The sequence below is a fragment of the Pseudomonas sp. Tn43 genome (assembly GCF_014192635.1).
Classification (GTDB): Bacteria; Pseudomonadota; Gammaproteobacteria; order Pseudomonadales; family Pseudomonadaceae; genus Aquipseudomonas.
Map to the genome: position 1 here is coordinate 1 of NZ_JACHYG010000023.1, position 25297 is coordinate 25297.

At 59.8% G+C, this 25297-nt stretch carries 13 protein-coding genes, 1 rRNA gene and 1 pseudogene; 11 read left to right on the forward strand and 4 right to left on the reverse strand.

What is annotated here, in order from left to right:
* Both FHW68_RS26775 and FHW68_RS26780 read left to right on the forward strand, forming a co-directional pair.
* A pseudogene (locus tag FHW68_RS26775) lies at positions 1-6693 on the forward strand (LapA family giant adhesin); the annotation flags it as partial.
* A 147-nt stretch (positions 6694-6840) separates the two neighbouring features.
* Positions 6841-7179 (forward strand): hypothetical protein, encoded by a 339-nt coding sequence (locus tag FHW68_RS26780; protein WP_018930300.1) that lies wholly within the window; start codon positions 6841-6843, stop codon positions 7177-7179.
* A gap of 391 nt (positions 7180-7570) precedes the next feature.
* Here the strand turns inward: FHW68_RS26780 and lapD are convergent, their stop codons facing one another.
* Together lapD and lapG are read right to left on the reverse strand one after the other, a co-directional pair.
* Positions 7571-9517: a cyclic di-GMP receptor LapD gene (lapD, locus tag FHW68_RS26785; protein ID WP_183683926.1), complete on the reverse strand. Its 1947-nt coding sequence runs from the start codon at positions 9515-9517 to the stop codon at positions 7571-7573.
* A gap of 14 nt (positions 9518-9531) precedes the next feature.
* Positions 9532-10224 (reverse strand): cysteine protease LapG, encoded by a 693-nt coding sequence (gene lapG / locus FHW68_RS26790; RefSeq protein ID WP_095630531.1) that lies wholly within the window; start codon positions 10222-10224, stop codon positions 9532-9534.
* Between the two features lie 199 nt (positions 10225-10423).
* On the opposite strand from lapG, the gene FHW68_RS26795 reads away from it, so the two are divergent.
* The 5 genes from FHW68_RS26795 (at position 10424) to FHW68_RS26815 (ending at position 17452) form a co-directional block, all read left to right on the forward strand.
* Complete coding sequence (locus FHW68_RS26795; protein WP_183683928.1) at positions 10424-11113, forward strand: GntR family transcriptional regulator; 690 nt, start codon at positions 10424-10426, stop codon at positions 11111-11113.
* A gap of 687 nt (positions 11114-11800) precedes the next feature.
* Entirely contained in the window at positions 11801-12577 is a 777-nt protein-coding gene (locus FHW68_RS26800; protein ID WP_095630533.1) for a DUF3050 domain-containing protein, read from the forward strand.
* Entirely contained in the window at positions 12574-13506 is a 933-nt protein-coding gene (locus FHW68_RS26805) for a diiron oxygenase (protein WP_095630534.1), read from the forward strand. The genes FHW68_RS26800 and FHW68_RS26805 overlap by 4 nt, the downstream gene beginning before the upstream one ends.
* Before the next feature lie 11 nt (positions 13507-13517).
* Complete coding sequence (locus FHW68_RS26810) at positions 13518-16952, forward strand: non-ribosomal peptide synthetase (protein ID WP_095630535.1); 3435 nt, start codon at positions 13518-13520, stop codon at positions 16950-16952.
* Positions 16953-16981: 29 nt separating this feature from the next.
* Positions 16982-17452, forward strand: coding sequence for an SRPBCC family protein (locus FHW68_RS26815; RefSeq protein WP_095630536.1), 471 nt, complete (start codon positions 16982-16984; stop codon positions 17450-17452).
* Between the two features lie 135 nt (positions 17453-17587).
* Here the strand turns inward: FHW68_RS26815 and FHW68_RS26820 are convergent, their stop codons facing one another.
* Positions 17588-19468 (reverse strand): methyl-accepting chemotaxis protein, encoded by a 1881-nt coding sequence (locus tag FHW68_RS26820; RefSeq protein WP_095630537.1) that lies wholly within the window; start codon positions 19466-19468, stop codon positions 17588-17590.
* Positions 19469-19767: 299 nt separating this feature from the next.
* Here FHW68_RS26820 and FHW68_RS26825 point away from each other — a divergent pair, with 299 nt between their 5' ends.
* The 4 genes from FHW68_RS26825 to FHW68_RS26840 all read left to right on the forward strand — a co-directional run bounded on the left by FHW68_RS26825 (position 19768) and on the right by FHW68_RS26840 (position 25118).
* Entirely contained in the window at positions 19768-20268 is a 501-nt protein-coding gene (locus tag FHW68_RS26825; RefSeq protein ID WP_095630538.1) for a sigma-70 family RNA polymerase sigma factor, read from the forward strand.
* Positions 20268-21281, forward strand: coding sequence for a FecR domain-containing protein (locus FHW68_RS26830; RefSeq protein ID WP_095630539.1), 1014 nt, complete (start codon positions 20268-20270; stop codon positions 21279-21281). The genes FHW68_RS26825 and FHW68_RS26830 overlap by 1 nt, the downstream gene beginning before the upstream one ends.
* 88 nt (positions 21282-21369) lie before the next feature.
* Positions 21370-23871 (forward strand): TonB-dependent siderophore receptor, encoded by a 2502-nt coding sequence (locus FHW68_RS26835; protein WP_183683930.1) that lies wholly within the window; start codon positions 21370-21372, stop codon positions 23869-23871.
* Positions 23872-23942: 71 nt separating this feature from the next.
* Positions 23943-25118 (forward strand): PepSY domain-containing protein, encoded by a 1176-nt coding sequence (locus FHW68_RS26840; RefSeq protein ID WP_183683932.1) that lies wholly within the window; start codon positions 23943-23945, stop codon positions 25116-25118.
* Positions 25119-25204: 86 nt separating this feature from the next.
* Here the strand turns inward: FHW68_RS26840 and rrf are convergent.
* Positions 25205-25297, reverse strand: a 5S ribosomal RNA gene (gene rrf, locus FHW68_RS26845); the annotation flags it as partial.

Consider the following 25297-nt stretch of genomic DNA (forward strand, 5'->3'; position numbering starts at 1 on the left):
ACCGCCACTTCGAGTGTCGCTGAAGGCGGCACCGTGGTTTACACCGCCTCCGTGACTTCGCCAGTCACCGGTTCGCCGGTGGTTGTGACCCTGTCCAACGGCCAGACCATCACCATTCCGGTCGGCTCGAGCAGCGCCAGCGTCAACTTCACCGCGCCGAACGATGCCTTGGCTGGCGGCAGCTCGCTGAGCGTCAAGATCGACGGCGCCACCGGCGGCAACTACGAAAAACTGGAAATCGACGGCAAATCGGCGGACACCTCGGTGACCGATATCGCTGACACCACCAACCTGTCGCTGACGGCGACCGGTGCCGTGGACGAAGGCGGCCAGATCACCTACACCGCGACCCTGACCAATGCGGCCGGGACTCCGGTGACCGTGACCCTGTCGAACGGCGCCGTGATCACCATTGAAGCAGGTAAAACCACCGGCTCCGTGACCATCGATGCACCGAAGGACGACGTCTACAAAGACGCCGGCACCGTCGAAGCGACGATCAAAGGCGCGACCGGCGGCAACTTCGAAAATCTGGTCACCAGCGACACCCCGGCGGTGACCACCGTCAATGACACCCTCGACACTTCGACGGTCAATCTGACGGCGACGTCCACCGTCGCTGAAGGCGGCACCGTGGTTTACACCGCCTCCGTCAGCGCACCGGTCACCGGCTCGCCAGTCGTCGTCACCCTGTCCAACGGCCAGACCATCACCATCCCGGTCGGCTCGAGCAGCGGTTCTGTCAACTTCGTTGCGCCAAACGATGCATTGGCGGGTGGCAGCTCCCTGAGCGTCAAGATCGACGGCGCCACCGGCGGCAACTACGAAAAACTGGAAATCGACGGCAAGTCGGCGGACACCTCGGTGACCGATACTGCGGATACCACCAACCTGTCGCTGACGGCGACCGGCACCGTGGATGAGGGTGGCCAGATCACTTACACCGCGACCCTGACCAATGCGGCTGGCACACCAGTGACCGTGACCTTGTCGAACGGTGCCGTGATCACCATTGAAGCGGGCAAAACCACCGGTTCCGTAACCGTCGATGCGCCAAAAGACGACGTCTACAAAGACGCCGGCCAAGTTGAAGTGACCATCAAGGACGCCGCGGGCGGAAACTTCGAAAATCTGGTCACCAGCGACACCCCAGCGGTGACCACTGTCAATGACACCCTCAATACCAGCACCGTTTCGCTGAGTGCCACTTCGAGTATCGCTGAAGGCGGGACCGTGGTTTACACCGCCTCGGTCTCTGCTCCGGTGACCGGCTCGCCGGTGGTTGTGACCCTGTCCAACGGCCAGACTATTACCATCCCGGTCGGCTCGAGCAGCGCCAGCGTCAACTTCACCGCGCCGAACGATGCCCTGACCGGTGGCGGTTCACTGAGCGTCAAGATCGACGGCGCCACCGGCGGCAATTACGAGAGGCTGGACATCGACGGCAAGTCGGCGGACACCTCGGTGACCGATACTGCGGACACCACCAACCTGTCGCTGACGGCGACCGGCACCGTGGATGAAGGCGGCCAGATCACCTACACCGCGACCCTGACCAACGCCGCCGGCACACCAGTGACCGTGACCTTGTCGAACGGCGCCGTGATCACCATTGAAGCGGGCAAAACCACCGGTTCCGTGACCATCGATGCACCGAAGGACGACGTCTACAAAGACGCCGGCACCGTCGAAGCGACGATCAAAGGCGCGACCGGCGGCAACTTCGAAAATCTGGTCACCAGCGACACCCCGGCGGTGACCACCGTCAATGACACCCTCGACACTTCGACGGTCAATCTGACGGCGACGTCCACCGTCGCTGAAGGCGGCACCGTGGTTTACACCGCCTCCGTCAGCGCACCGGTCACCGGCTCGCCAGTCGTCGTCACCCTGTCCAACGGCCAGACCATCACCATCCCGGTCGGCTCGAGCAGCGGTTCTGTCAACTTCGTTGCGCCAAACGATGCATTGGCGGGCGGCAGCTCCCTGAGCGTCAAGATCGACGGCGCCACCGGCGGCAACTACGAGAAGCTGGACGTCGACGGCAAGTCGGCGGACACCTCGGTGACCGATACTGCGGATACCACCAACCTGTCGCTGACGGCGACCGGCACCGTGGATGAAGGCGGCCAGATCACCTACACCGCCACCCTGACCAATGCGGCCGGTACACCAGTCACAGTGACCCTGTCGAACGGCGCCGTGATCACCATTGAAGCGGGCAAAACCACCGGTTCCGTGACCATCGATGCACCGAAAGACGACGTCTACAAAGACGCCGGCACCGTCGAAGCAACCATCACTGGCGCCACCGGGGGCAATTTCGAAAACCTGGTGCCAAGCACTGCCCCAGCCGTCACCAGCATCACCGACACGTTCGACACCTCGACCGTGACCCTGGACGCCACCGCTTCGGCAACTGAAGGCGGTACCGTCATCTACACCGCGACTGTCGGTGCGCCGGTGACAGGCAACCCGGTCACCGTATCCCTGGCCAACGGCCAGACAATCACTATCGAAGTCGGTAAAACCACCGGTACCGTGACCGCCACCGCACCGAACGACGCCTTGGCCGGTCATGCTCCGCTGACCAACTCGATCACCAGCGTCAGCGGCGGTAACTACGAAAACCTGGTAGCGGATAAAACGCCGGTCAGCACCATCGTGACCGACATCGTCGACACGACTAACCTCAGCCTGAGCGCGACCAACTCGGTCGCTGAAGGTAGCCAGATCATTTACACCGCAACCCTGACCAACGCCGCCGGTACACCGGTGACCGTCACGTTGAGCAATGGCGCCGTGATCACCATCGACGCCGGCAAAACCACCGGCTCCGTGACCATCGATGCACCGAAAGACGACGTCTACAAAGACGCCGGCACCGTCGAAGCAACCATCACTGGCGCGACCGGCGGCAACTTTGAAAATCTGGTCACCAGCAACACTGCTGCGGTCACGACTGTTACCGACACGATCGACAAAACCGAAGCCAGCATCAGCGGTAGCACCTCGGTCACCGAAGGCCAGACTGCCAGCTACACCGTCAGCCTGACTCACCCGGCGCAAACCGAAGTGACCCTGAAAATCGTCTACAGCGGCACCGCCGCCGACGGTTCGGACTTCACCGGCGTGTACACCGTGAAAATCCCCGCGGGCGCCAGCAGCGCGAGTTTCGACGTCGCGACGCTGGATGACAAGCTCACCGAAGGCACCGAGAACTTCGTGGTCAAGATCGACTCGGCCACCGGCGGCAACTTCGAAAACCTCGCAGTCAGCGCCACCAACGGCAGCGTCAGCACCTCGATCATCGACAACGATGCCGCGCCAGTTCTCGACCTGGACGCCAACAACTCCAGCGGCGGCACCGGGGCCAACTACAACGTGACCTTCACTGAAGGCACCACCGGCCAGGGCGTGTCGATCGGCGACACCGACCTGAGCATCACCGACCCGGACAGCACGATGCTGACCGGTGCGACCATCGTGCTGACCAACCGTCAGCCGGGCGATGCGCTGAACCTGGGCAACAGCATCAATGGCATCAGCATCAACGCCAACAGCCAGGATGGCACCGTTACCCTGACCCTGTCGGGCAACGCGACGCTGGCCGACTACATGCAGCAGATCAAAAACATCAGCTTCACCAACAGCAGTGAAGATCCGAGCACCGTGCCGCGGATCATCACCGTGACGGTGACCGATGGCAGCAACTACTCCAACACCGCGACCACCACCGTCAACGTGGTGGCTGTGAACGAGGCGCCGACCGCTGCACCGGTTAACGTCACCGGCACCGAAGACACCCCGCTGATCCTCGGCTGGTCGACCTTCGGCGTCAGCGATGTCGACAGCGCAACCGCCAACCTGGGGGTGAAAATCACTCAGCTGCCGGGCGATGGCAAGTTGCAGTACCTGGACGGGGCGACCTGGAAAGACGTGGCCACCAACCAGACCTTCAGCAAGGCCGATATCGACGCCGGCAAGTTGCGCTTCACGCCAGATGCCAATGAATCGGGCATCGATGGTTACGGTGGCAGCAGCCTGGGCAACAATCAGGCGGACTACGCACAGATCAAGTTCCAGCCAACCGACGGTCAGTTGCTGGGCAGCACCGGCACGGTGAAAATCGACATCACGCCGGTTGCCGACGCGCCATCCCTGAGCGTCGCGGACAACAGCGTCAAATCCACCGGGCTGATCAAGGAAGTCTGGACCGGTCTGTCGGGCCTTGGCACCGATGGCAGCGGCGCGTCTTCCAGCACGCTGAAATCGGTCATCGACGGCGCGGGTACACCGAACTCCAGCGGCACCGTGACCAATGTGCAATCCAATGGTGGCGTCACGGCCGGCACCGCCTCGAAAACCTCTGGTCTGATTTACCTCGAAGCCGGCAAGACGTACACCTTCAGCGGCTCCGGTGACGACAGCCTGTTGGTGACCGTCGGCGGTAAAAACGTGGCCGCAATCACTTGGGGCGCGGGCGGAAACCTGAACGGTTCCTTCATCCCGACCACCAGCGGTTATTACACCCTGGATATCTACCACCACAATCAGAGCGGCCCGGGCAGCTATGACGTCAACCTGTCGGTCAACGGCGGTGCGGCGATCGACCTGAGCAGTGCCGGCGTGCCGCTGTACACCGGCGTGACGGATCTGGCCGCTTCTGGCGTGACGGTTTCCGACCTGCACGGCACCAATGGCGAAGGCTACTACGACGGCTACAAACTCAACGAAGGTGCCGAAGGCACCAGCGTTCATCTGTCCGCGATCAAAACGGCACTGACCGACTCCGACGGCTCTGAAAGCCTGAGCGTGAAGATCAGCGGCATGCCGGAGGGCTCGGTGCTCAGCGATGGCGCGGGCCACACCTTCACCACCACCAACGGTGAAGCCAACGTCACCGGCTGGAACCTCGGCACGCTGACCCTCACTCCGCCGCCGTACTACAACGGCCAGTTCACCCTGACCGTGACATCGACATCCACCGAAGCCCATGGCGGTTCGGCACCGAGTACCGCGCAGATCCCGGTCACGGTTTACCCGTCGGTCTATAACGCGGTGACGGCCACTGCCGCCAACGACACTATCACCGGTACCGACGGCAACGACATCATGGTCGCCGACATCGGCGGGCTGACCGTGGTGCCGGGCACCAACTACAACATCGCCTTCATGGTCGACAGCTCGGGCAGCATGAGCGCTTCTTCGATCAGCGCCGCCAAGGATTCGCTGACTGCGGTGTTCAACACCCTCAAGCAAAGCATGGGTAACAACTCCGGGACGGTGAACATCTTCCTGGCGGACTTCGATAACAAGGTCAACAAATCAGTGTCGGTGAACCTGAACGACCCGAACGCCCTGACCTTGCTCAAATCCGTGCTGGACTCGATGTCGTCCGGCGGCGGCACCAACTACGAGGACGTGTTCAAAACCACGGCCAACTGGTTCAAGAGTGCCGATGCGATGGCCAACACCGGCGCGAAGAACCTCACGTACTTCATCACCGATGGCAAGCCGACCTACTACCAGAGCGGTGAAGAGACCAACCCGATCTTGTACGGCAATGTGACGCTCGATGACGTCATCACTACCACCAATTACAAATTGGGGCAGACTTATTCCGTTGACCTGGACAGCACTCACTCCCTGACCATCGACAGCGCTGGCAATGTCACGTTGCTGACTCAGAATAAAAAGGGCAACTGGCACAGTTCTGACCTGGGCACCCTCCATGCCGAGGGTAACGGCACGTACGAACTGTCCTATCGCGATGGCACCGGCAGCTACACCGATTCAATCGCCATCGACAATTCCACCAGCAGTTTCACATTGCTGAGTAACGTGTCGACGGTGGAGGCCATCGGCCTGAACAAAGACGTCACCCTCGGCGATCTCAAGCCGTACGATTCGGATCAAACGCCACAAACCAACATCGACCCGAAAGACCTGGCCAACTCGATCATCGGCCATACCGAATCGACAATGCCGGGCGCCGATACGGTCAACGGCGGTGACGGCAACGACCTTCTGTTCGGCGATCTGGTGAGCTTCAACGGCATTGCCGGCGAGGGTTATCAGGCCATGCAGGCATACGTGGCCCAGCAGACCGGCGTCGATGTCAGCAAAGTCACCACCAGCAACGTGCACCAATACATCACCGAGCACTACACCGAGTTCGACGTCTCTGGCGCTCATGATGGTAATGACACGCTTCTGGGTGGCGCGGGTAATGACATTCTCTTCGGCCAGGGTGGCAATGACCTCCTCGATGGCGGCAAGGGCAATGACATTCTGCTGGGTGGCAGCGGCAATGACTCGTTGGTCGGTGGTCAAGGCAACGACATGCTGATTGGCGGTTCGGGTGCCGAAACTTTCATCTGGAAGGCCGGCGACACCGGCAGCGACGTGATCAAGGACTTCAAGGCCAGCGAAGGCGACCGCATCGACCTGCGTGATCTGTTGCAGGGCGAAACCGGCAGCACCATTGATAACTTCCTGAAAATCACCACGGTGGATGGTGTCTCGTCTCTGCAGGTGAGCTCCGGTGGCAAGTTCAACAGTGCCGACGCCGCAGCAGCCACCCCGGACGTGACGATCAAACTGGAAGGCAACAATTGGTCCAGTGCCAGCATCAACTCGTTGATCGCCGGCAGTGACCCGACCATCAAGGTCGATCACAACAACAGCTGATCCACAAGCTGGCGGCCGCCCAGACCGGGCGGCCGTCACGTTTGCGCCCACCTCACGGGTGACGATTTGGTCGTCGCACCGCATACTCGCCTGCGTTGGCCTATGCTGCTGACAGCACGACGCTGGTCCATTTCCGAGGGATGCTCAATGTTTTACGTGCAACGCGATGCGCAAGGTCAGTTGGTGCGTGTGGAAGCCACGGCCTACGCCGAGGCCACGGAAACGCTGCCGGCCGATCACCATGAAATCCAGGCCTGGTTTGCCCATGAAGTGGTTGAGACCAGCCTCAAGCAGCTCAAGCAGAGCGACCTGGAGATGATCCGGGTACTCGACGACTTGATTCAGGTATTGACTCAAAAAGGTGTGATCCGCGTCACCGACCTGCCGCCGGCTGCGCAAGCCAAGCTGATGGACCGGACCCAGGCCCGTGAAGCGTTGGGCGGGTTGAGCCAATTGATCGATGATGATGAGACAGGGTTGATCTAACGCCCGACGCCGATCGTTCCCACGCTCTGCGTGGGAATGCCTCAAGGGACGCTCCGCGTTCCAGCCCACAGCCGACGTTGCGTCTGGCACCATTGTGACGCGGAGCGTCACGGGCTGCATTCCCACGCAGAGCGTGGGAACGATCATCTGTGCTACCTCACGCTAAACCTCGGCCCGAGCCTGCATTGCGGCGACTCAAGGTGATCCAGCGCCCGTTCCACCATCCTGGGTTTGCCATCAGATTCAGCGGTGATCGTTCCCACGCTCTGCGTGGGAACGCTTCAAGGGACGCTCCGCGTTCCCGCCACACCGCCGACGTTGCGCCTGACACCGTTATGACGGAGCCTCACAGGCTGCATTCCACGCCCAGAGCGTGGGAACGATCAGTGGGCTACTGCCAAGGCTTCGGCTCACCAAACAACTGCCCCTGAACCCCATACAACCCCATTTCACGAATCACCGCCAACTCCCCTTCAGTCTCGACCCGCTCGGCAATCAGCGGCAAATCAATGCTATGCGCCGCCCGCTGAATCGCCTCGATGAACAGCCGCTTGTCGCTCTCCTGATCAATCGCCCGGATGTAACTGCCGTCGATCTTCAGGTACGCCAAACCCAGCCGCGCCAGATTGCCGATCATGCTGAAACGTCCACCAAAACGCTGCAGGCTCAACGAGAACCCAAGCTCGCGCAAACGCCGTGTCAGCTGCTCCAGCACTGCTTGCTCGGGCAATTGTTCTTCGCCGATTTCCAGGGTCAATCGCTCGCCGAAACTCGAATGCTGACGCAGGATTTCGAATACCTTGTTCAGCGCCTGCGGATCCGCCAGAGTCGCCGAAGACAGGTTCAGCGCCAGCGATTCGTCATGCCCGGCCATTTGCTCGAGCACCAGTTCCAGCATCAAACGGTCGAGCCGCGCGGTCCAGCCAAAACGCTCGAGCCAGGGCAGGAAACGCCCGGCGGCAATGGTCTGGCCTTGCTCGTCGAACAAACGCGACAGCACTTTGTAATGCAGCACCAACTGCGTGTCCTGACTGGCCACCACCGGCTGGAAGTACAGCTCGAAACGCTGCTGATTCAACGCCTGATCGAGCAAGGTGTGCCAGGCATGGTGATCATCGCCACCCCGCGTCGACGCGCCTTGATCCAGACACGCCCAGCTCGGTTCGCCCTGACTTTCCGCCTGGGCCAGTGCCTGGTCGGCCAAACCGATCACCGCTTGCGGCGAGTCGCCATGGGCGAACGGCGCCAGCCCGATCGAGGCGACCGTCGCCACGTCCGTGGCGCCCGTTGCATGCAGGCTTGCCAAGGCACTGTCGAGGTTGCTCGCCAGTTGCAGCGCTTCTTCGCGCACCAGCCCCGGCGCCAGCACGGCGAATTCACCGCCACGAATGCGCGTGACAAGGTTTTGGGTTTCCGGGTACCTGGCGCACTCACGGGACAACTGCTCGCCCACCGCTTGCAACAACTCATCGGTACGCTGACCGCCCAACCGCTGGTTCAAACCCGCCAGATCCTTGACCCGCAACAGCAGCAAATAGCCAGAACTGGCCTGCTCGGGATTGCTCACTCGCGCGTTCAACTGCATCTCGAAATAACGCCGGTTGGCCAAGCCGGTCAGGTTGTCCTGATAGGATTCGGCCCGCAATTTTTCACTGCGTTCGGCTTGCTCCTGGAACAGCGCCTTGAGCTTCTCGACCATCTGGTTCATGGCTTGCACCACCCGCCGCAGTTCCGGGGTACGCGGCAGTTCGGGCAAGCTGAGGAATTCGCGGCGCGCAATGGCGTGGGATTGCTTGACCATGTAATCGAGCGGCTTCAGTTGCCGGCGCAGCAACAGCGCGCCCAGCACCGCACTCACCGCGCCACAGATCAGCAGCCAGACGAGGCTGCCCAACGCGCTCTGCCACAGCTTGGCCAACGCGAACATCGGATGGCTGACCACCTCGACCCGCGCGGCCTGCTCCCAGCCACGGCTGACAAGCGCGTCGCCACCGGCCGGTTCCAGGCCGATCAGATTGACGAACCAGTCCGGCACGTTGGTGACCGTCGCAATGCCGCTGCGCTCGACGAGCGTCTCCTCGTTGGTCAGATCGATCACACGGATGCTCGCGTAATAACCGCTGTCGAAGATCGAACTGACCAGCAGCTCGACCATTGCCGGGTCGTCGATGTTCGGCGTCAGGGAAAGCGCCAACGCCGTGGCTGCATCCTGGGCGTGGGAGCGCAACTGGTTGACGTATTGGGTACGCGAGCTTTCGAGACTGACCATGAAGCTGCCGGTGAAGGCGACCACCAGGAACAGACAGATAGCGATCAACAGCTGTTTGAACAAAGACATCTGAGCGCGTGCTCCTAATTAGTCGTCTCGACCGGAAAACCTTCGGCCTGCATTTTCTTCAATACATCCTGCCAGCGGGACAGGCGCTTGGTGTCTCCGACCTTTTTGTTGCCCTTGGCACCCGGCAACCACAACCCTTCGGCATTGAAAGAGTAGACCGGCAGCAAATCGGTTCGCTGGCTGGCAGGCTTGATCGCGTCGATCAGGCTGTCGAGCACCAAAGGCATGGCTTCCGGGCTCGAATAGTAGGTCAGCACCATGTGCGCGCGGTTCAGGCGCAATGCCTTGACGTAGGTGATACGCAGCTTGTCACTGGAGACACCGAGACGGCGCAGGCTGAAATATTTGGCGATAGCGTAGTCTTCGCAGTCACCGGCGCCTTTCCATAAGCCTTCGATCGGCGTTTCCCAATAATCGACCTCATGCCACAGATCGATATCTTCTTCGTAGTGCATCTGCTTGTTGAAGAACCGGTTGACCACGTTGAGCTGTTCCAGCTCGTCTATCTGCTTCTGCGTGGCCAGCAATTGCTGCCAGGCATCGATGCGCTGCTGCCCTTCACCCAAAGGCCCGTACAATGCCTGCGCGCGGCGGCTGATCAGCGAAAAATCCCAGTCGGCATGCAGCCCGCCCAGCATTACGCCGGCCAGTAGCAGCGCGCAGCCTGGCCAGAGCAAAATCCGAGGGATCGCGAAACGTACCGCCAATGCGGGGCATCCAGGGTCGGCAGGTGGAAGTCGGTTGATGGTGCAGGTTAGCCCGGCAAAAGACAATGGCACGGTGAGATCACCGTCGGCACGCTAGACTTTAAGGTAATGCGATCTTTTGCCCGTTTGACAACCTGTCAGCCAGTCACTAGGGTCCATTTGGATCCAGAATTTATCAGCCAAACAGGGTGCGTTTGTCGTGACACAGAAGCCTAGCCCTCTCAGCAGTATCAAGGTCAACGGGCCGATTCCCGCTCATCTGGCACGCTCAGTAATCGAAGAAACCCTGCGCGCGGCCATCCTGGACGGACGCTTGCCTCGGGGTACTGCCCTGCGCCAGCAGGAATTGGCGGACCTGTTCGGCGTAAGCCGTATGCCGGTGCGCGAGGCATTGCGCCAGCTGGAGGCGCAGTCACTGCTTAATGTGATCCAGCACAAAGGTGCTGTGGTGGCCCCGCTGATCGACAACAATGCGGTCGAGACCTACGCCTTGCGCTCAGTGCTGGAGTCTTTCGCTTTGCGCCTGTCCATTCCGCTGCTCGATGACAGCGATCTGGCGCGGTCGGCCCAATATATCGAGCAACTGGAAGCGCAAACCGATTATGCCGAGATCGGCAAACTCAATCGGCTGTTTCACATGTCGCTTTACCACAAGGCACCTAACCGCAAGCTTCTTGCCCTGATCGAGCGCGAGCTCAACGAAGAAGAGCGCTTCCTGCGCTTTCATCTGTCGTCCATGGGGCTGGGTAAACTCACCCAAGACGATCATCGCGCACTGCTCAAAGCCGTGATGGCCAAAGACATCGATAAAGCGGTTGCCTTGCTGGAGCAGCATCTGGAAAAAGCCTCCGCCACCATGTGGCGGTATCTGGAACAAACGAAACGTTGACGGCTCGCCGGCGACCTGGCCGGCGTATCACTTTCTTACATATTCCCCTTTCTCCATGTCCGCTCTTGCCTGGCGCGGCGAAGCCGTGTGCGCGACCGCTCGCCGCCATCAGATCAATGGCACTGCCATTGATTTAGGCTCACTCTTGCGTTTATCGATTCAAACAGACCAAAGAAGTCAGCGCCTGACAGAAAAACCAGGCGAATCGAAGCCAATACGCAAGGAGCGGCGCCAACAGGCGGGATAATCGGAAGTCCGACCGACGTCCCGCCCATAAAACATCACATCTTGATTCCCTGTTCCCTGAAGTGCTCTGAGTGAGGCATTCACTCAATCTATTCAATTCTGATGAATACAAATCGGAAGGAGCCACTTCGCCTCAATAAAACTTATATAAAAAGTTTTACAAGGCCACTTCACGCCCAATAAATCATCAACTTCAAATAATTAAAATATCGCTTGCCGCCTACTTGTTTCGTGTATTAGTTTTTTCTTCGTCGAGTCGTTATCGACCGCTCCTTCTTTCGGCAAAGGCCCACCAGGCATGACCTGCAAGCCGGCATCAGCCTTCAGAGAGCGAATATTTAAACAACTTTGGCATTTCATGGATTTCGGTTCAGGCACCCGCTCGCCCTTTATAAAAAACGGGTGACTTTGCCGACAAACAACATTGATGAGGACGTTCATATGCAGCCCACTAAAGAACAACTTTCTCTGAAAAAACTTGAACTGGGTCAACACCCTGTTTTTTCTGAAATAACATCAATTAACTTATTGCGCCGGTTTATGGAAAGCCATGTTTTTGCAGTGTGGGACTTCATGTCGCTGACCAAACGGCTGCAACGTGAACTCACGTGTGTCCACCTGCCCTGGCTGCCGCCGGCGGACCCGCAAGCTGCACGTCTGATCAACGAAATCGTGCTGGGCGAGGAAACGGATGACCGCCCGGGGGCGGGGTATTGCAGTCACTTCGAACTGTATCTGGACGCCATGCGTGAAATCGGCGCGGACACGCGAGCCATTGAACGGTTTATCACGCTGCAACAGGAGGGCGTGAACCCAGAGACTGCGCTGGACAGCGTCGAGATTGAACCGGCGGCGGCCCGGTTTGTTCGCCAGACCCTGCACACCGCTTTGCACGCTCCGGCACACAGCGTGGCTGCCGCGTTCGTGCACGGTCGGGAAAGCGTCATTCCGCAAATGTTTCAGCGCATGCTGGATGCCTGGGGCATTGGCCTGGATCAAGCGCCGACGTTTCGTTACTACCTGCAACGGCACATCGAAGTCGATTCCGAAGACCATGGCCCGGCGGCGGAAAAACTGCTGGCACGGCTGATCGATGGCGACCCGCAGCGTGAAACCGAAGTTCTGGCCGCCGCGCTCGCCGCCGTCCAAAGCCGCGCCGCCCTGTGGGATGGCCTGCGCCAGAGCATGACCCAACCGGTTGCGCAGGTGACGCCATGAATGCCATCCACTACCAATCTTTCGCTGACGCCTGGGAAAGCCGCGCCACGATCCGCACCCGACCCCGGCGCCGGCTCGAAGACGACGACAAGCTGATCTTTCCCATGAGCCGCCAACCCCTGGTGCACAGCCAGACCTTTCTCAGCCACTGCCCGCAGCTGCGCGACTTTGTGCTGGTGCAGAGCCTCTACAAATTCATCAACGACGTGGTGATTTTCGAGACCGAGCTGGTGGACAACACCGCCCGCCGCATCGCCAAGAACAGCTTCGGCATCGAGTTCCCGTTCGCCTGCCGCTACGACGCGATGACGGTCGTGGTGGACGAGGATTACCACGCTCTGGTGGCGATGGATTTCATGCAGCAGACCATCGACATGACCGGCATCGCACCAATCCCGTTGCCCATGCAGATCGAACTCAGCCGCGCGGTACCGGCGACGCTGGCCCGGGCACCGAAGCACTTGCTCAGCGCCGTAGAGCTGATCTGCATCGCCATTGCTGAAAACACCGTGACCAACGAAGTGGCGGCCTTCGCCCGGGACGATTCGGTCAAGGCTTCGATCAAGGGTTTGATGGCCGATCACCTTATGGACGAGGGGCGTCATGCCGGTTTCTGGACGCGGCTGGTGCAGATTTACTGGCACGGCGCCCCCGAAGAGGACCGCCACGCGATAGCGCGACTGATGCCGGGTTTTATCGCCCAGTATCTGGCGAGCGATCTGCAGCAGGCATTCGACTTCGAGCTGATCGCTCACCTGCCTGTCGACGAATCGGTGCGCCAGTCCTTGCGTGAAGACGCCAGTGCGCTGGCCTACCCCATCAACCGGTTTCATCCGCTGGTGGGCAACATCACGCGCTTCTTTCGCAGCAGTTCGATGCTCGCCTCCCCTTGCGTGCGCGACGCCCTGGCCGATTATTTGACCCCCTGAGGATCCGCCCCATGAGACGCCTCGAAATTGCAGTGTCTGGCCGCAGCCAGGCAATGGCCGAACTGGCCCTTGAACTTGAACGGCACGGCCATGGTGTCGTGCGTATTGAATCGCCGGTCAGTCACGGCCCGGTAGATGTGTTGATCGACGACGGAACGGTACCCTGCCACGGCCTCCAGGCCCGCTCTCGCCTGGAGGTGCGCGTGTCATTCGATGCCCTGGCGGATGAGACGTTGGCGCAACCCGTGGTGGTTTTTCGCGACGGAGCGCAACGGCTGTTGTGGTGCCAGCCCGTCGCGCCTGAAAGCAGCGGCAACGGCCAGTCGCTGCGCCTGCGCACACTGGCAGCGGTAGGCGAAAGCGGCGCATGGCTGGTCAGCCAGTTTTCCCGGGATGAGGCCTGTTTCGATCATTGGCCCACAGTGGAAATCGGCGCTGCCGAGCCACTGTTGCATGGGCTTGATGCACTGGAGATGCTGGCCTTCGAACACCGCCAAAATGCGCCTGCTGTGCCGTGGCTGCTGGCCGCCGCCCAAGTACCGGTGATGCACAGCATTGAGCAGCGCATGCTCGATGACGCAACGCGACCGGCCCTGTGGGTCGATGGTTTGCTCGTCGATTACAAGTCCTTACGCAGCCTGGCGCTGAGCTTGCAACAACCGATGCTGGACATGCTGCGCCATCGCAGCGCAACCGACCGCCCGGTGGTGATCGGCGTGTGCCTGCCCAAGTCGCCGCAGCTGTACGCGGCGATTCTGGCGGTGCTGGGTTACGGCGCGGTGTACCTGCCGCTTGACCCGCAGCATCCGGCACAACGTCGGCGCTTCATTCTGGAAAACGCCAACGCAGATTTGCTGTTGCACGACGGCGCCAGCGATCTGGGCGACGTCTCGCTGCCGATGCTGGACATTCGCCGTCTGCCTTCGCCCAAACCCGGTCTCCCGGCCTCGCTGATCCGCCGCACGGTGAATATCGACGAACCGGCCGTGGCGATCTACACCTCCGGCACCACTGGCCAGCCCAAGGGCGTGTTGCTCAGCCATCGCAACCTCAGCCATTTCTGTGCCTGGTACGCCGATCATGTCGGGTTACAGCGCAACAGTCGGTCGCTGCAGTTTTCCACCATCAATTTCGACGCGTCGCTGTTGGATATCCTGCCGACCTTTATCCAAGGCGCACGACTGGTGGTGCCCAGCGACGACCAGCGCCGCGATCCACAGCAATTGGTCGAGTTGATTGGCGGGCAGCACGTGACCCACGCCTTCCTGCCTCCGGCGCTACTGAGCGTCATGCCGCTGCAAGCACCGCTGGGTCTTGAGCACCTGATTACCGGTGGCGATGTCTGCGAGCCGTTCGTGATCGAGCAGCTCGCACCGCAGTGCCGATTCCACAATATTTATGGCCCCACCGAAACCACGGTGTTGGCCACCACGCGGCAATTTTGCGTCGGCGACAGCAATCGCAATCTCGGCATCCCCATCGCCAATGCCCGGGTGTTGATTCTCGATGAGCAACTGCAACCAGTGCCTCAAGGCACACCCGGCGAGCTGTACATCGCCGGGCCGGGTGTCGGCCTGGGTTATCTGAATGATCCAGCGCTGACGGCGGCGCGCTACCTCAACCTGACGCTGCCCAACGGGCAGACTTTGCGTGTTTATCGCACCGGCGATATCGGCCAGTGGACCGATGACGGGATCGAGCTGAGTGGCCGTCGTGATAACCAGGTGAAGATCCGGGGGTTTCGGGTCGAGCCCGAGGAAATCGAGCATTGCCTGCGCGAAAGCCAGCTGTTTCGTCAGGTGGCCGTGGTGGTCGATGAACGGCGACGGATCCTTGCGTACCTGGTTCACCCCAGGCAAGAGCAGCCTGGCACCGCCCTCTCGGCCTTGCGCGAGCATGTGCAAAACACGCTGCCCGGCTACATGCATCCCGGCGCCTACATTGAACTGCCATGCCTGCCTTACACCAGTAACGGCAAGGTCGATCGACGGGCTCTGCTCGCAACCTCGGGACAGGTCCAGGTCGCCAGTCAGCGGTGCCAGCCGCAGACCCCGATGCAGATGCAATTGCGTCAGTTGTGGTCCGAATTGCTTGAGCTGCCGGTCGAGGAGATTGCCACCGACGAAAGCTTCTTCAACCTGGGCGGGCATTCGATTCTGTTGTCGCAGTTGCTGCTGAGCATCCGCCAGGTGTTCGGTCGCAGTTTGTCGATCAATCGCTTCATCGAAGCGCCCACATTGCGGACCCTCGCCAAGCTGCTCGATGGCCCCGAGCAAAGCGCCGCTTCAACGCTCAGCCCCCAGGCCTTCATCGATGCCGCAGCCGAACTCAACCTCGATCCGCTACCGATCAGCCAGTGCGGTGATGTGCATAAAGTGCTGGTGACCGGTGCCAACAGCTTTCTCGGTGTACACATCGTCGAGGCTTTGCTGGCCTGGGGCGCCACCGAGGTCGCGTGCCTGGTGCGTGAGTCCGGCGGACAAAGCGCGGCCGAACGTTTCGCCCAGGCCCTGCGGGATAATCGTCTCACCCATCTGGACCTGAGCCGGGTCAGCGTTTACGCCGCCGATATCACCCAACCGCAATTGGGCTTGCCGGATGACGTATACGCGCGCATCGACCGCACCTTCGGCGCGCTGGTGCACAACGCCGCCAACGTCAATCACGTGCTCGATTACGAGTCGTTGGCGCGGGATAACGTCGAGCCGATTTTCGAGTGCCTGCGCCTGTGTGAAGGGCGCAGCAAGAAGATCTTCAACTTCGTCTCGACGCTCTCGGCGTCCAGCACGATTTCCGACGACGGCCGGGTGCTGGAGTTGCCCGCCGCGCAGACACCGCCGATCTACATCAAGAATGGCTACAACCTGTCCAAATGGGTCGGCGAGCGGATCCTCGAACGGGCGCGGGAGCGTGGGGTGCGGGTCAATCTCTATCGCCCCGGCAACATCAGCTTCAACAGCCTCAGCGGCGTCTGCCAGCCCCACAAAAATCGCTTGATGCTGATGCTCAAGGGCTCGATTCAGCTCGGCCAAGTGCCGGAACTGGCGCTGAATTTCGACCTGATGCCAGTGGATTTCCTCGCCCGTTTCATTGCCTTCCACGCCAGCCGTTACCAGGCCGAAAAAGCCGTGTTCAACCTGCACAATCCCGAGCCCCTGGGCTGGGATTCCTACGTAGCGTCATTCCGCGAGGCCGGTCGGGAATTCTCCATGGTCAGCGTCGCCGACTGGCAGCAGCAACTGGGCCGGGTCGACAGCGACAACGCGCTGTTCGGCGTGCTGGGTTTCTACCTCAACGGCTTCGAAGAAGACATCGGCGACATCTCGATGATCGGCCACGACAACGCCCAGGCCGGTGTGCGGCAGATGGGGGCGCGCTACCCGGAAAAATCCCCGGCGCTGCTGCGGCGCGGCTGCGACTACCTCAAAGAAATCAACTTCATCTGATTCACCCTGAACCTGCACGGAGCAAAACCATGAATACTCTGCAACCCGATACCCTGATCAAAAATCCTCACGGCTGCCACGTCGTATCTTCGGTGGACGTACCGGTCGATGCGGCGAAAGTCTGGGCGGTGGTCGGTAACTTTGCCGGCTTCGATCGTTTCATTCCGGCGCTGTCGCACATCGAGATGACGGGCGAAGGCGTGTCGTCGCTGCGCAAAAAATTCTTCAAGGACGACAATCACCTGGTGGTCGAGCAGCTCAACTCCCGGGACGACCAGGCACTGAACATGACCTGGACCCTCATCTACAACACCTTGGGCATAGGCAATTTATGGGCGGCGATGAGCGTTGAATCCTTGGGAGCAGGCAAGTCGCGGGCGATCTGGACCATCATCGCCGAACCGGCTCAGGGCGGTGCCAAAGCCCTGCCGGGGTTCAAGGATTTCCTTCAGGGGTTTGCCGATGATGCGATGGGGAATGTGTTGAAGCTGTTTGTGTAAGGCTTCATTCTGGCGGTGACTGATCTACCGCAATCGCGGGCAAGCCCGCTCCCACCGGGGATGTGTGTACGACACAAACCATGTGGGAGCGGGCTTGCCCGCGATTGAACGATAACGCGGTTCAACTGACCTCAATCAGATCTTGAAACTATCAACCAGCTGCTTCAACCGATTGGCCTGCTGAGACAATGCATCGCAATCCTTCAATGTTTCATTGAGGTTAGCCACGCTCTGCTGGTTCAGCAGGTTGATCTGGTTGACGTCGACGTTGAGGGTTTCCACCACGGCGGTCTGTTCTTCGGTCGCTGCGGCCACCGATTGGTTCATGCCGTCGATTTCGCCGATGCGCTGGGTCACGCTGACCAGTCGCAGACCGGCCTGGTTCGCCACTTCGACACTTTGCTCGCTGGAGACCTGACTGGCGTTCATGGTGGTCACCGCTTCGCGAGAACCGATCTGCAGCGAGCTGATCATCTTGTGGATCTCTTCCGCCGATTCCTGGGTGCGATGAGCCAGGTTGCGCACCTCGTCCGCCACCACCGCAAAACCACGACCAGCCTCACCGGCACGGGCCGCTTCGATGGCCGCGTTGAGCGCCAGCAAATTGGTCTGTTGAGAGATGCCTTTGATCACATCGAGAATGTGGCCGATGTTGTCAGTGCTCGCATTCAGGGTTTCGATCTGCGTGCAGGACAGGCTGATTTTCTGTGACAACTCGGTCATGGCCAAAATGGTTTTCTCCACCACCTGACGGCCGTCATCAGCCTGTTCGCTCGCGCCGCTGGCATGTTGCGAAGCATCGGCGGCGTTGCGGGCGATTTCCTGGGTGGCGGCGCCCAATTGGTTGATCGCAGCAGCCACACTGTTGGTGCGGGCGCTTTGTTCGTCGGAGCCGATGATCGAAGCGTTGGACGATGCCATCACCCGTTGCGACAGGTCATGCACCTGACGGGTCGCCGAAGACACTTCGCTAATCGACGCGTGAATCCGCTCCACGAACTGGTTGAAAGAGCCGCCCAACTCGCCGAATTCGTCTTTGCTTTGCACCACGAGGCGACGGGTCAGATCGCCCTCACCCTGAGCGATGTCCTGCATCGCACGCCCCATCGTGGTCAGCGGACGCATCAGCACACTAATCAGCAGACTCAGCAGCACGGCAATGGCAGTCACGGCAATGAACATCGCGATCAGCGCTGAGGTGCGGAACTGGCTCAGTGGTGCATAGGCCTTGGCCTTGTCGATTGACAGACCGATGTACCACTCTGCATTCGGCAACCCACTCACCGGCGTGAACGAGAGGATGCGGTCCTGCTTGTTCAGTTCTACTTCCTGATTGCCTTTGCCGATACGGACACTGGAGCCCGGATAGATGTCTTTCAGGTTCTTCATCACCTGGTCCTTGTCCGGGCTGACGATCACCTGACCGTCGGCGCTGACGAGGAACGCGTGACCGATGCCACCGAAGTCCACCGAGTTGATGATCTTCACCAGGGTTTCCAGACTCAGATCGCCGCCGACGACGCCCAGCAGTTCGCCTTGCTTTTTCACCGGCATGGCGATGGTCACCACCAACCCGCCGACCGCGGCCATGTAAGGCGGGGTCAGCATGGTCTTGTCGGCGACCACGGCTTGCTTGTACCAAGGGCGCTGACGCGGATCGTAGCCGTCCGGCATCTTCGCGTCAGGGCGCTGGGTGAACACACCATTGGCCTGCCCGACGTAGGTGAACTGGAAGTTCGAGGTGAGGGCCGGTTGATCGACCAGCCCCGGGAAATCAGCATCGGCACCTTGATGAGCGATGTTCTGCGCGAGATTTTCCAGGACCAAGACGCGGCCGCTCATCCAGTTCTGCACGCTGCTGGCGGTCAGCTCGCCGGCTTGCTCGACGGAAGACTCGAGGTTTTGGCGAATGGTGTTTCGCTGCAGATAGTCGTTGTACAAAGTGAACAACGCAAAAGCCAGCACCACGACGCCTGAAGCGGCCAGCAGGATTTTATGGCTGAACTTGAGATTCATTTCATGGGCTTCTTATGCAAAAAGTGGGGATGCGTTCCGGTTTCAACATTCCATGTAACCGCGCAGACGGCATTCTGGGGCCGCTCTACTTTGGTGCACGCATGTCTCACCAGTCTGTCGGCACGAGCTGGAGAAATCTTAGGAATTTGTACGAAACACGTCAGATACCCGCCGAACGGCGTGCTAGAGCGTTCGAATAGCCGTATTTGTGGGTGGTTGTTCGAAGGGCAGTTGCAAATTTTCCGACCCTTGATGACAATGCGACTAATTATCATTTGTGACGTCGGGCTGTCGCGTTCATGTCTTCACCTGAGTTTGCAGTACAGGCGCTTTACAGCAGTCATCACGGGTGGCTCAACGCATGGCTACGTGCGCGATTGGGCAATGCGGCCGATGCGGCGGATCTGGCTCAGGACACATTCGTCCGGTTGCTGCAAAGGACCGAACGCCTGGAGCTCAAAGCCCCCCGGGCATTTCTAAGAACCATTGCTCGCGGCTTGGTGATCGACCATTGGCGTCGTGAGGAAATCGAACGCGCATACCTGGAAACCATTGCCCATTTGCCCGAGGCCGAAACCCCGAGCGCCGAGGCGCGGGCATTGGTGCTCGAATTGCTGGAAAGCATCGCCCGCATGCTGGAAGGCCTGAAGCCGAAAGTGCGTCAGGCATTTCTGCTGGCCCAGTGCGAAGGACTTACCCACAAGCAGATCGCCGAACACATGGGGTTATCCCTGCGTTCAGTGGAACGTTATGTGGCCGACGCGCTGTATCACTGCTACGTGCTGCGGTACGAAGCGTGATGCCTGCGGATAACTCAGCGCTGACCCGTCGCAGCGCGCCCCATCAGCAGGTGGTCAAACAAGCCATTCATTGGTTGCTGCGCCTGCGTAACAACGCGACCAATCCCAGCCTGCGCCAACAATGCGACGTCTGGCGGGCGGAACACCATGAACACGAACTGGCCTGGCAACGGGTGCAGTCCTTGCAGGCCGAGTTGAGCAGCACTCTGCGCGCGGTGCCCGGCGCTCAAGTCGCTTTCAACACGTTGGAAAACAGCGCACAAGGACTCGGGCGACGCCAGGCATTGAAGCTGCTGTCGGGCGCGTTATTGATGGGTTCGGCGGCCTGGTTGGGCAAGGATGTGATCGGCGGGCAACAGTGGACCGCCGACTTCGCCACCGCCACGGGCGAGCGACGCGGTTTCCAGTTACCGGATGGCACGCGCCTTGAGCTCAACACCGCCAGCGCGGTGGACCTGGACTACACCGCGCAACAGCGCCTGATCAAACTGACTCGCGGCGAGATCGTCGTGACATGCGGTGAGGCAAGTGAAGGGGTTTCGTTTGATCGACCGTTGCGGGTGCAAAGCCGTCACGGCGTGTTCGAAAGTGTGGCGGCGCGCTTCATCGTTCGTCAGGACGCCGACTGCACGCGGCTCAGCGTCACCAGCGGCACAGTCGCCATCCATTCGCCACGGGCCGCCGATGGGCTGCCGACTCAGGTGCAGGCCGGGCAGAGTTACCTGATCGATCGGAGTCGAGCGCAGTTGGCACCGCCGCAGGACATGGATGCTGGCGCCTGGGTCGACGGCCTGATCGTCACCCGCAACATGCGCCTGGGAGACTTCATTAATGAAGTCGGGCGTTACCGTCCGGGTTATCTGACCTGCGCGGTCGACATTGCCCACTTGCGGCTGTCCGGGGTTTTCCGTCTCGACGACACCGACAAGCTGCTGGCCATCCTGCCGCAAACCCTGGCGGTACAAGTACGCTATCGCACTCGCTGGTGGGTGACGCTGGAGCGAGAGGCCTGAATTATTTTTGGCGGGTTTTCGGAACAAGTCCGGCTTAGTCAGTAAGTAATTCAACTCTGCCTTCAGCGACTTCCTACGGAAATCTACAATGACTGTGCGCGCCACCTGTAAGAACCCTTCCCATTTCGCCCCGGAATCAGGCGTATTGCGCCACGCCATTCGCGCGGCGCTGTTCTCGACCGCACTGGGTATCGGCCTGTCGCCGTCACTTGGCGTTGCAGCACAGGGCAGCGAAGCCAGTAGCCACCGCTACAACATCGCCGCCGGCCCCTTGAGCGATGTGCTCAATCAATTCGCGCGTCAGGCGGGCATCACGCTGTCCACGACCCCAGCTCAAACTCAGGGCCTTCAATCGCCGGGATTACAGGGCGACTATTCGGCGGATCAGGCGTTGAGCCATTTGCTCAACGGCACAGGGCTTGTGGCCGTCAGTCAGGATGGCAGCAGTTATGTGCTGCGGCCCGTCGCAGAAACCGAAGCCCTGGCACTGCCTGCCACCGACATCAAAGGCTTCGCCCTGGGTAACGCGCTGGGCAGCATGGATGGCTACAACGCAACGCACAGCCAGATCGCCACCAAGACCAGTACCGCGCTGCTGGAAACCTCACAAAGCGTGTCCGTGGTGACCCGCGAGCAAATGGACGACCAAGGCTCGCAAACCGTGTCCCAGGCGATGCGCTACACCCCGGGCGTGCTGACCAACCCTTATGGCGCGACCCACCGTTACGACTACGTGGCGATGCGTGGTTTCAATGACGGCTCGGTGGATAACATCTATCTCGATGGCCTCAAATCCATGGGCGACAGCGGCACCTACAGCACCATGCAGGTAGACCCGTATTTCCTCGAGCGAGTCGATATTCTCAAAGGGCCATCGTCGGTGCTCTACGGTCGCAGCTCGCCAGGCGGGCTGGTGGCGTTGACCAGCAAGAAACCGTTGTATGAGCCCTACCGTCAGGTCCAGGCCACGGTGGGCACCCAAGGCCAGCGCGGCATGGGTTTTGACTTCAGCGGGCCGGTGGATGATGACAAGCGTATCGCCTATCGCCTGACAGGCTTGGCGGATCAGTCCGACACACAGTTTGACCACAACAAGGAAAAGCGCTTCGCCCTGGCGCCAACAGTGAGCATCGATTTCAGCGAAGATACCTCCCTGACGCTGCAAGCCTATCTGCAACACGATCCCGACGGCGGCTATCACGGCGGCGTTCCGGCCGATGGCACGATCCATCAACGCAACGGCAATCGAATCTCCCCAGACTTCTTCGAAGGCGAACCGGGCATTGATGGCTTCCAGCGTGATCAACAGTCCTTCGGCTATCAGTTCGAACACCGCTTCAATGACGTCTTCACCGCGCGGCAGAACTTCCGCTATCTCGACTCCAAGGTGAAGATCGATCAGGTGTATGCCTATGGCTGGACCTCGCCCACCAGCAACGAGTTGAATCGCTATTACACCGGTGGCGACGAAAAGCTCCACGCCTTCATCGTCGATAACATGCTGCAAGCCGAGTTCTTCACTGGCGCAACCAAACACACCGTGCTGATGGGCGCGGACTACCAGCGGCGCAAGACAGTCGTCGACTGGACCAGTGGCGGTCTTGCGCCGATCGATGCGTTCAATCCGGTGTACGGCAATTCAGCCATCGACTTCTACAGCCCGACCAGCTATCTGCGGCGCCTGGAACAGACCGGCGTTTACCTGCAAGACCTGATCGAGATGGATAAGTGGCGCTTCTCTTTGGGCCTGCGTCAGGACTGGGTTGAAACCTCCGATGAAAATCGGCTGGCTGAAGCTGGACGCCCTGCGGGCACGGAAATCAGTGACAAACGCACCAAGCTGACGGGCCGGGCGGGGGCGTTGTACCTGTTCGATAACGGCGTTGCGCCGTACATCAGCTACTCCGAGTCGTTCAACCCAAACTCCTACGCCGACAGCGCCGGCAATCCTCTGGCACCGACCGATGGCACCCAGTGGGAAGTGGGCCTGAAGTACCAGCCACCAGGCACCGACTACTTGTTCACGGCGTCGCTGTTCCGCATCGATCAGGAAAACCTGGCGACCAAACTGCCGCAGGAAAACTTCTATCGCGCTGTAGGCGCCGTCCGCTCCCAAGGCTTGGAACTGGAAGCGCACATGCAGCTGACCGATAACCTGAAAGTGCTCGGCAGCTACACCTTCACCGACATCGAATATTCGAAGTCGATGATCAGTACGTTGAGCACGGCAACCGACGTGATCGAGAACAAGGGCAACTCGCCGACTCAGGCGCCACGTCATATGGCCTCGGTATGGGCAGACTACAAATTCAACAGCGCTGCGCTTGATGGCCTGCGCCTGGGCGGCGGCGTGCGTTACGTCGGCTACAGCTGGGCCGATGCGGAAAACACCCTGAAGGTGCCGTCCTACACATTGTTCGATGCGTCTGTCGGCTATGACCTGGGCAAGGTGGGTTTGAAGGGCGTTGACGTTCGTTTGAATGCGAACAACCTGACCAATGAGTCCTACGTGGCCTCCTGCGCCAGCCTGAACTTCTGCTACCTGGGTGAAGAGCGCAATGTCGCCGCTACCGTGAGCTACCAGTTCTAACGACTGGTTATCCAAAAAAAGCCAGCCCCTGAATCCATGGGCTGGCTTTGTCGTCTCTGCAGGAAAATTCCATGCGTGCATTTATGGTTTTACTTCATCGCTACATTGGTCTGGCGACCGCGCTGTTTCTGCTGATGGCCGGACTTACGGGCAGCATCCTGGCGTTCAATCATGAGCTGGATGAGTGGCTCAATCCGGGGTTTTATTCAGCTTCTGCCGAAGGTCAACGTTTGCCGCCCGGCACTTTGGTCGACAAGCTGCAAGCGGAGCATCCGAGGCTGCAAGTCTGGTACATGGAGTACCCGTCAGAAGCGGGCCATACCGCATTGCTGGCCGCGGTACCGCGCAATGACCCTGCAACCGGAAAACCTTTCGCCGATCCCAATCAGGTGTTCTATCTGGACCCGGTCAATGGCGAACAGAAAGGGCAGCGATTCTGGGGAAAATGCTGCTTTCAAAGGGAGAACTTCATCCCTTTCATCCTGGAGTTTCACTACAACCTGGTTCTGCCGGATAACTGGGGATTGTTGTTAATGGGACTGGTCGCGATCGCCTGGGTTGTCGATTGTTTCATTGCGCTTTGGCTGACGCTTCCTCGTGGGAAACCGTTCTGGAAGAAATGGTCGACGGCCTGGAAGATCAAGGGTGGGCATGCCTACCGGCTAAATTTCGACCTGCATCGGGCAGGTGGCTTGTGGCTTTGGGTGTTATTGCTACCGATTGCGATCAGTAGTGTCGCCATGAACCTGCCGAGCCAGGTTTTCAAGCCTGCGGTTTCACTGTTCTCGCCAATTGAGCCGAGCGTTTACGAGGCCCGCGGAGGCATGCCTGCCGAAGAATTGGGAGTTACGCGGCTGAGTTATCAACAGGCTTATGAACGTGCGTTACAAGAAGGGCAAAAGCTGGGGCTGACCGCTGCAATCGGAGAGTTGTATTACAGCTTTGAGTACAACTTTTATGGAGCAGGGTTTGGGCAACATGATACCGAAGCCCATGGGAAATCCTGGCTATTCTTCCACGGCACGGACGGTCGTTTACTGGGGCAGGAAATTGCAGGACAAGGCACTTTGGGAGAACGTTTTTATCGCCTCCAATTGCCGATACACGGAGGACGGATCATTGGGCTCACCGGGCAAGTGATGATCGCGGTGCTAGGTGTTTTGATTGCAGTGTTATCAGTGACGGGCATCTATATCTGGTGGCGCAAGTTGCTGGCACGAAGGAGCAGCAAGGCGCGCAAGACCTGAATCCGATTCCCTCCAGGATCTGGATTTCTATAGCCCAGAAAGACAAAACCCCTGTCTGCATAAGCAAACAGGGGTTTTGGAATCAATCTTGACGATGACCTACTCTCACATGGGGAAACCCCACACTACCATCGGCGATGCATCGTTTCACTGCTGAGTTCGGGATGGGATCAGGTGGT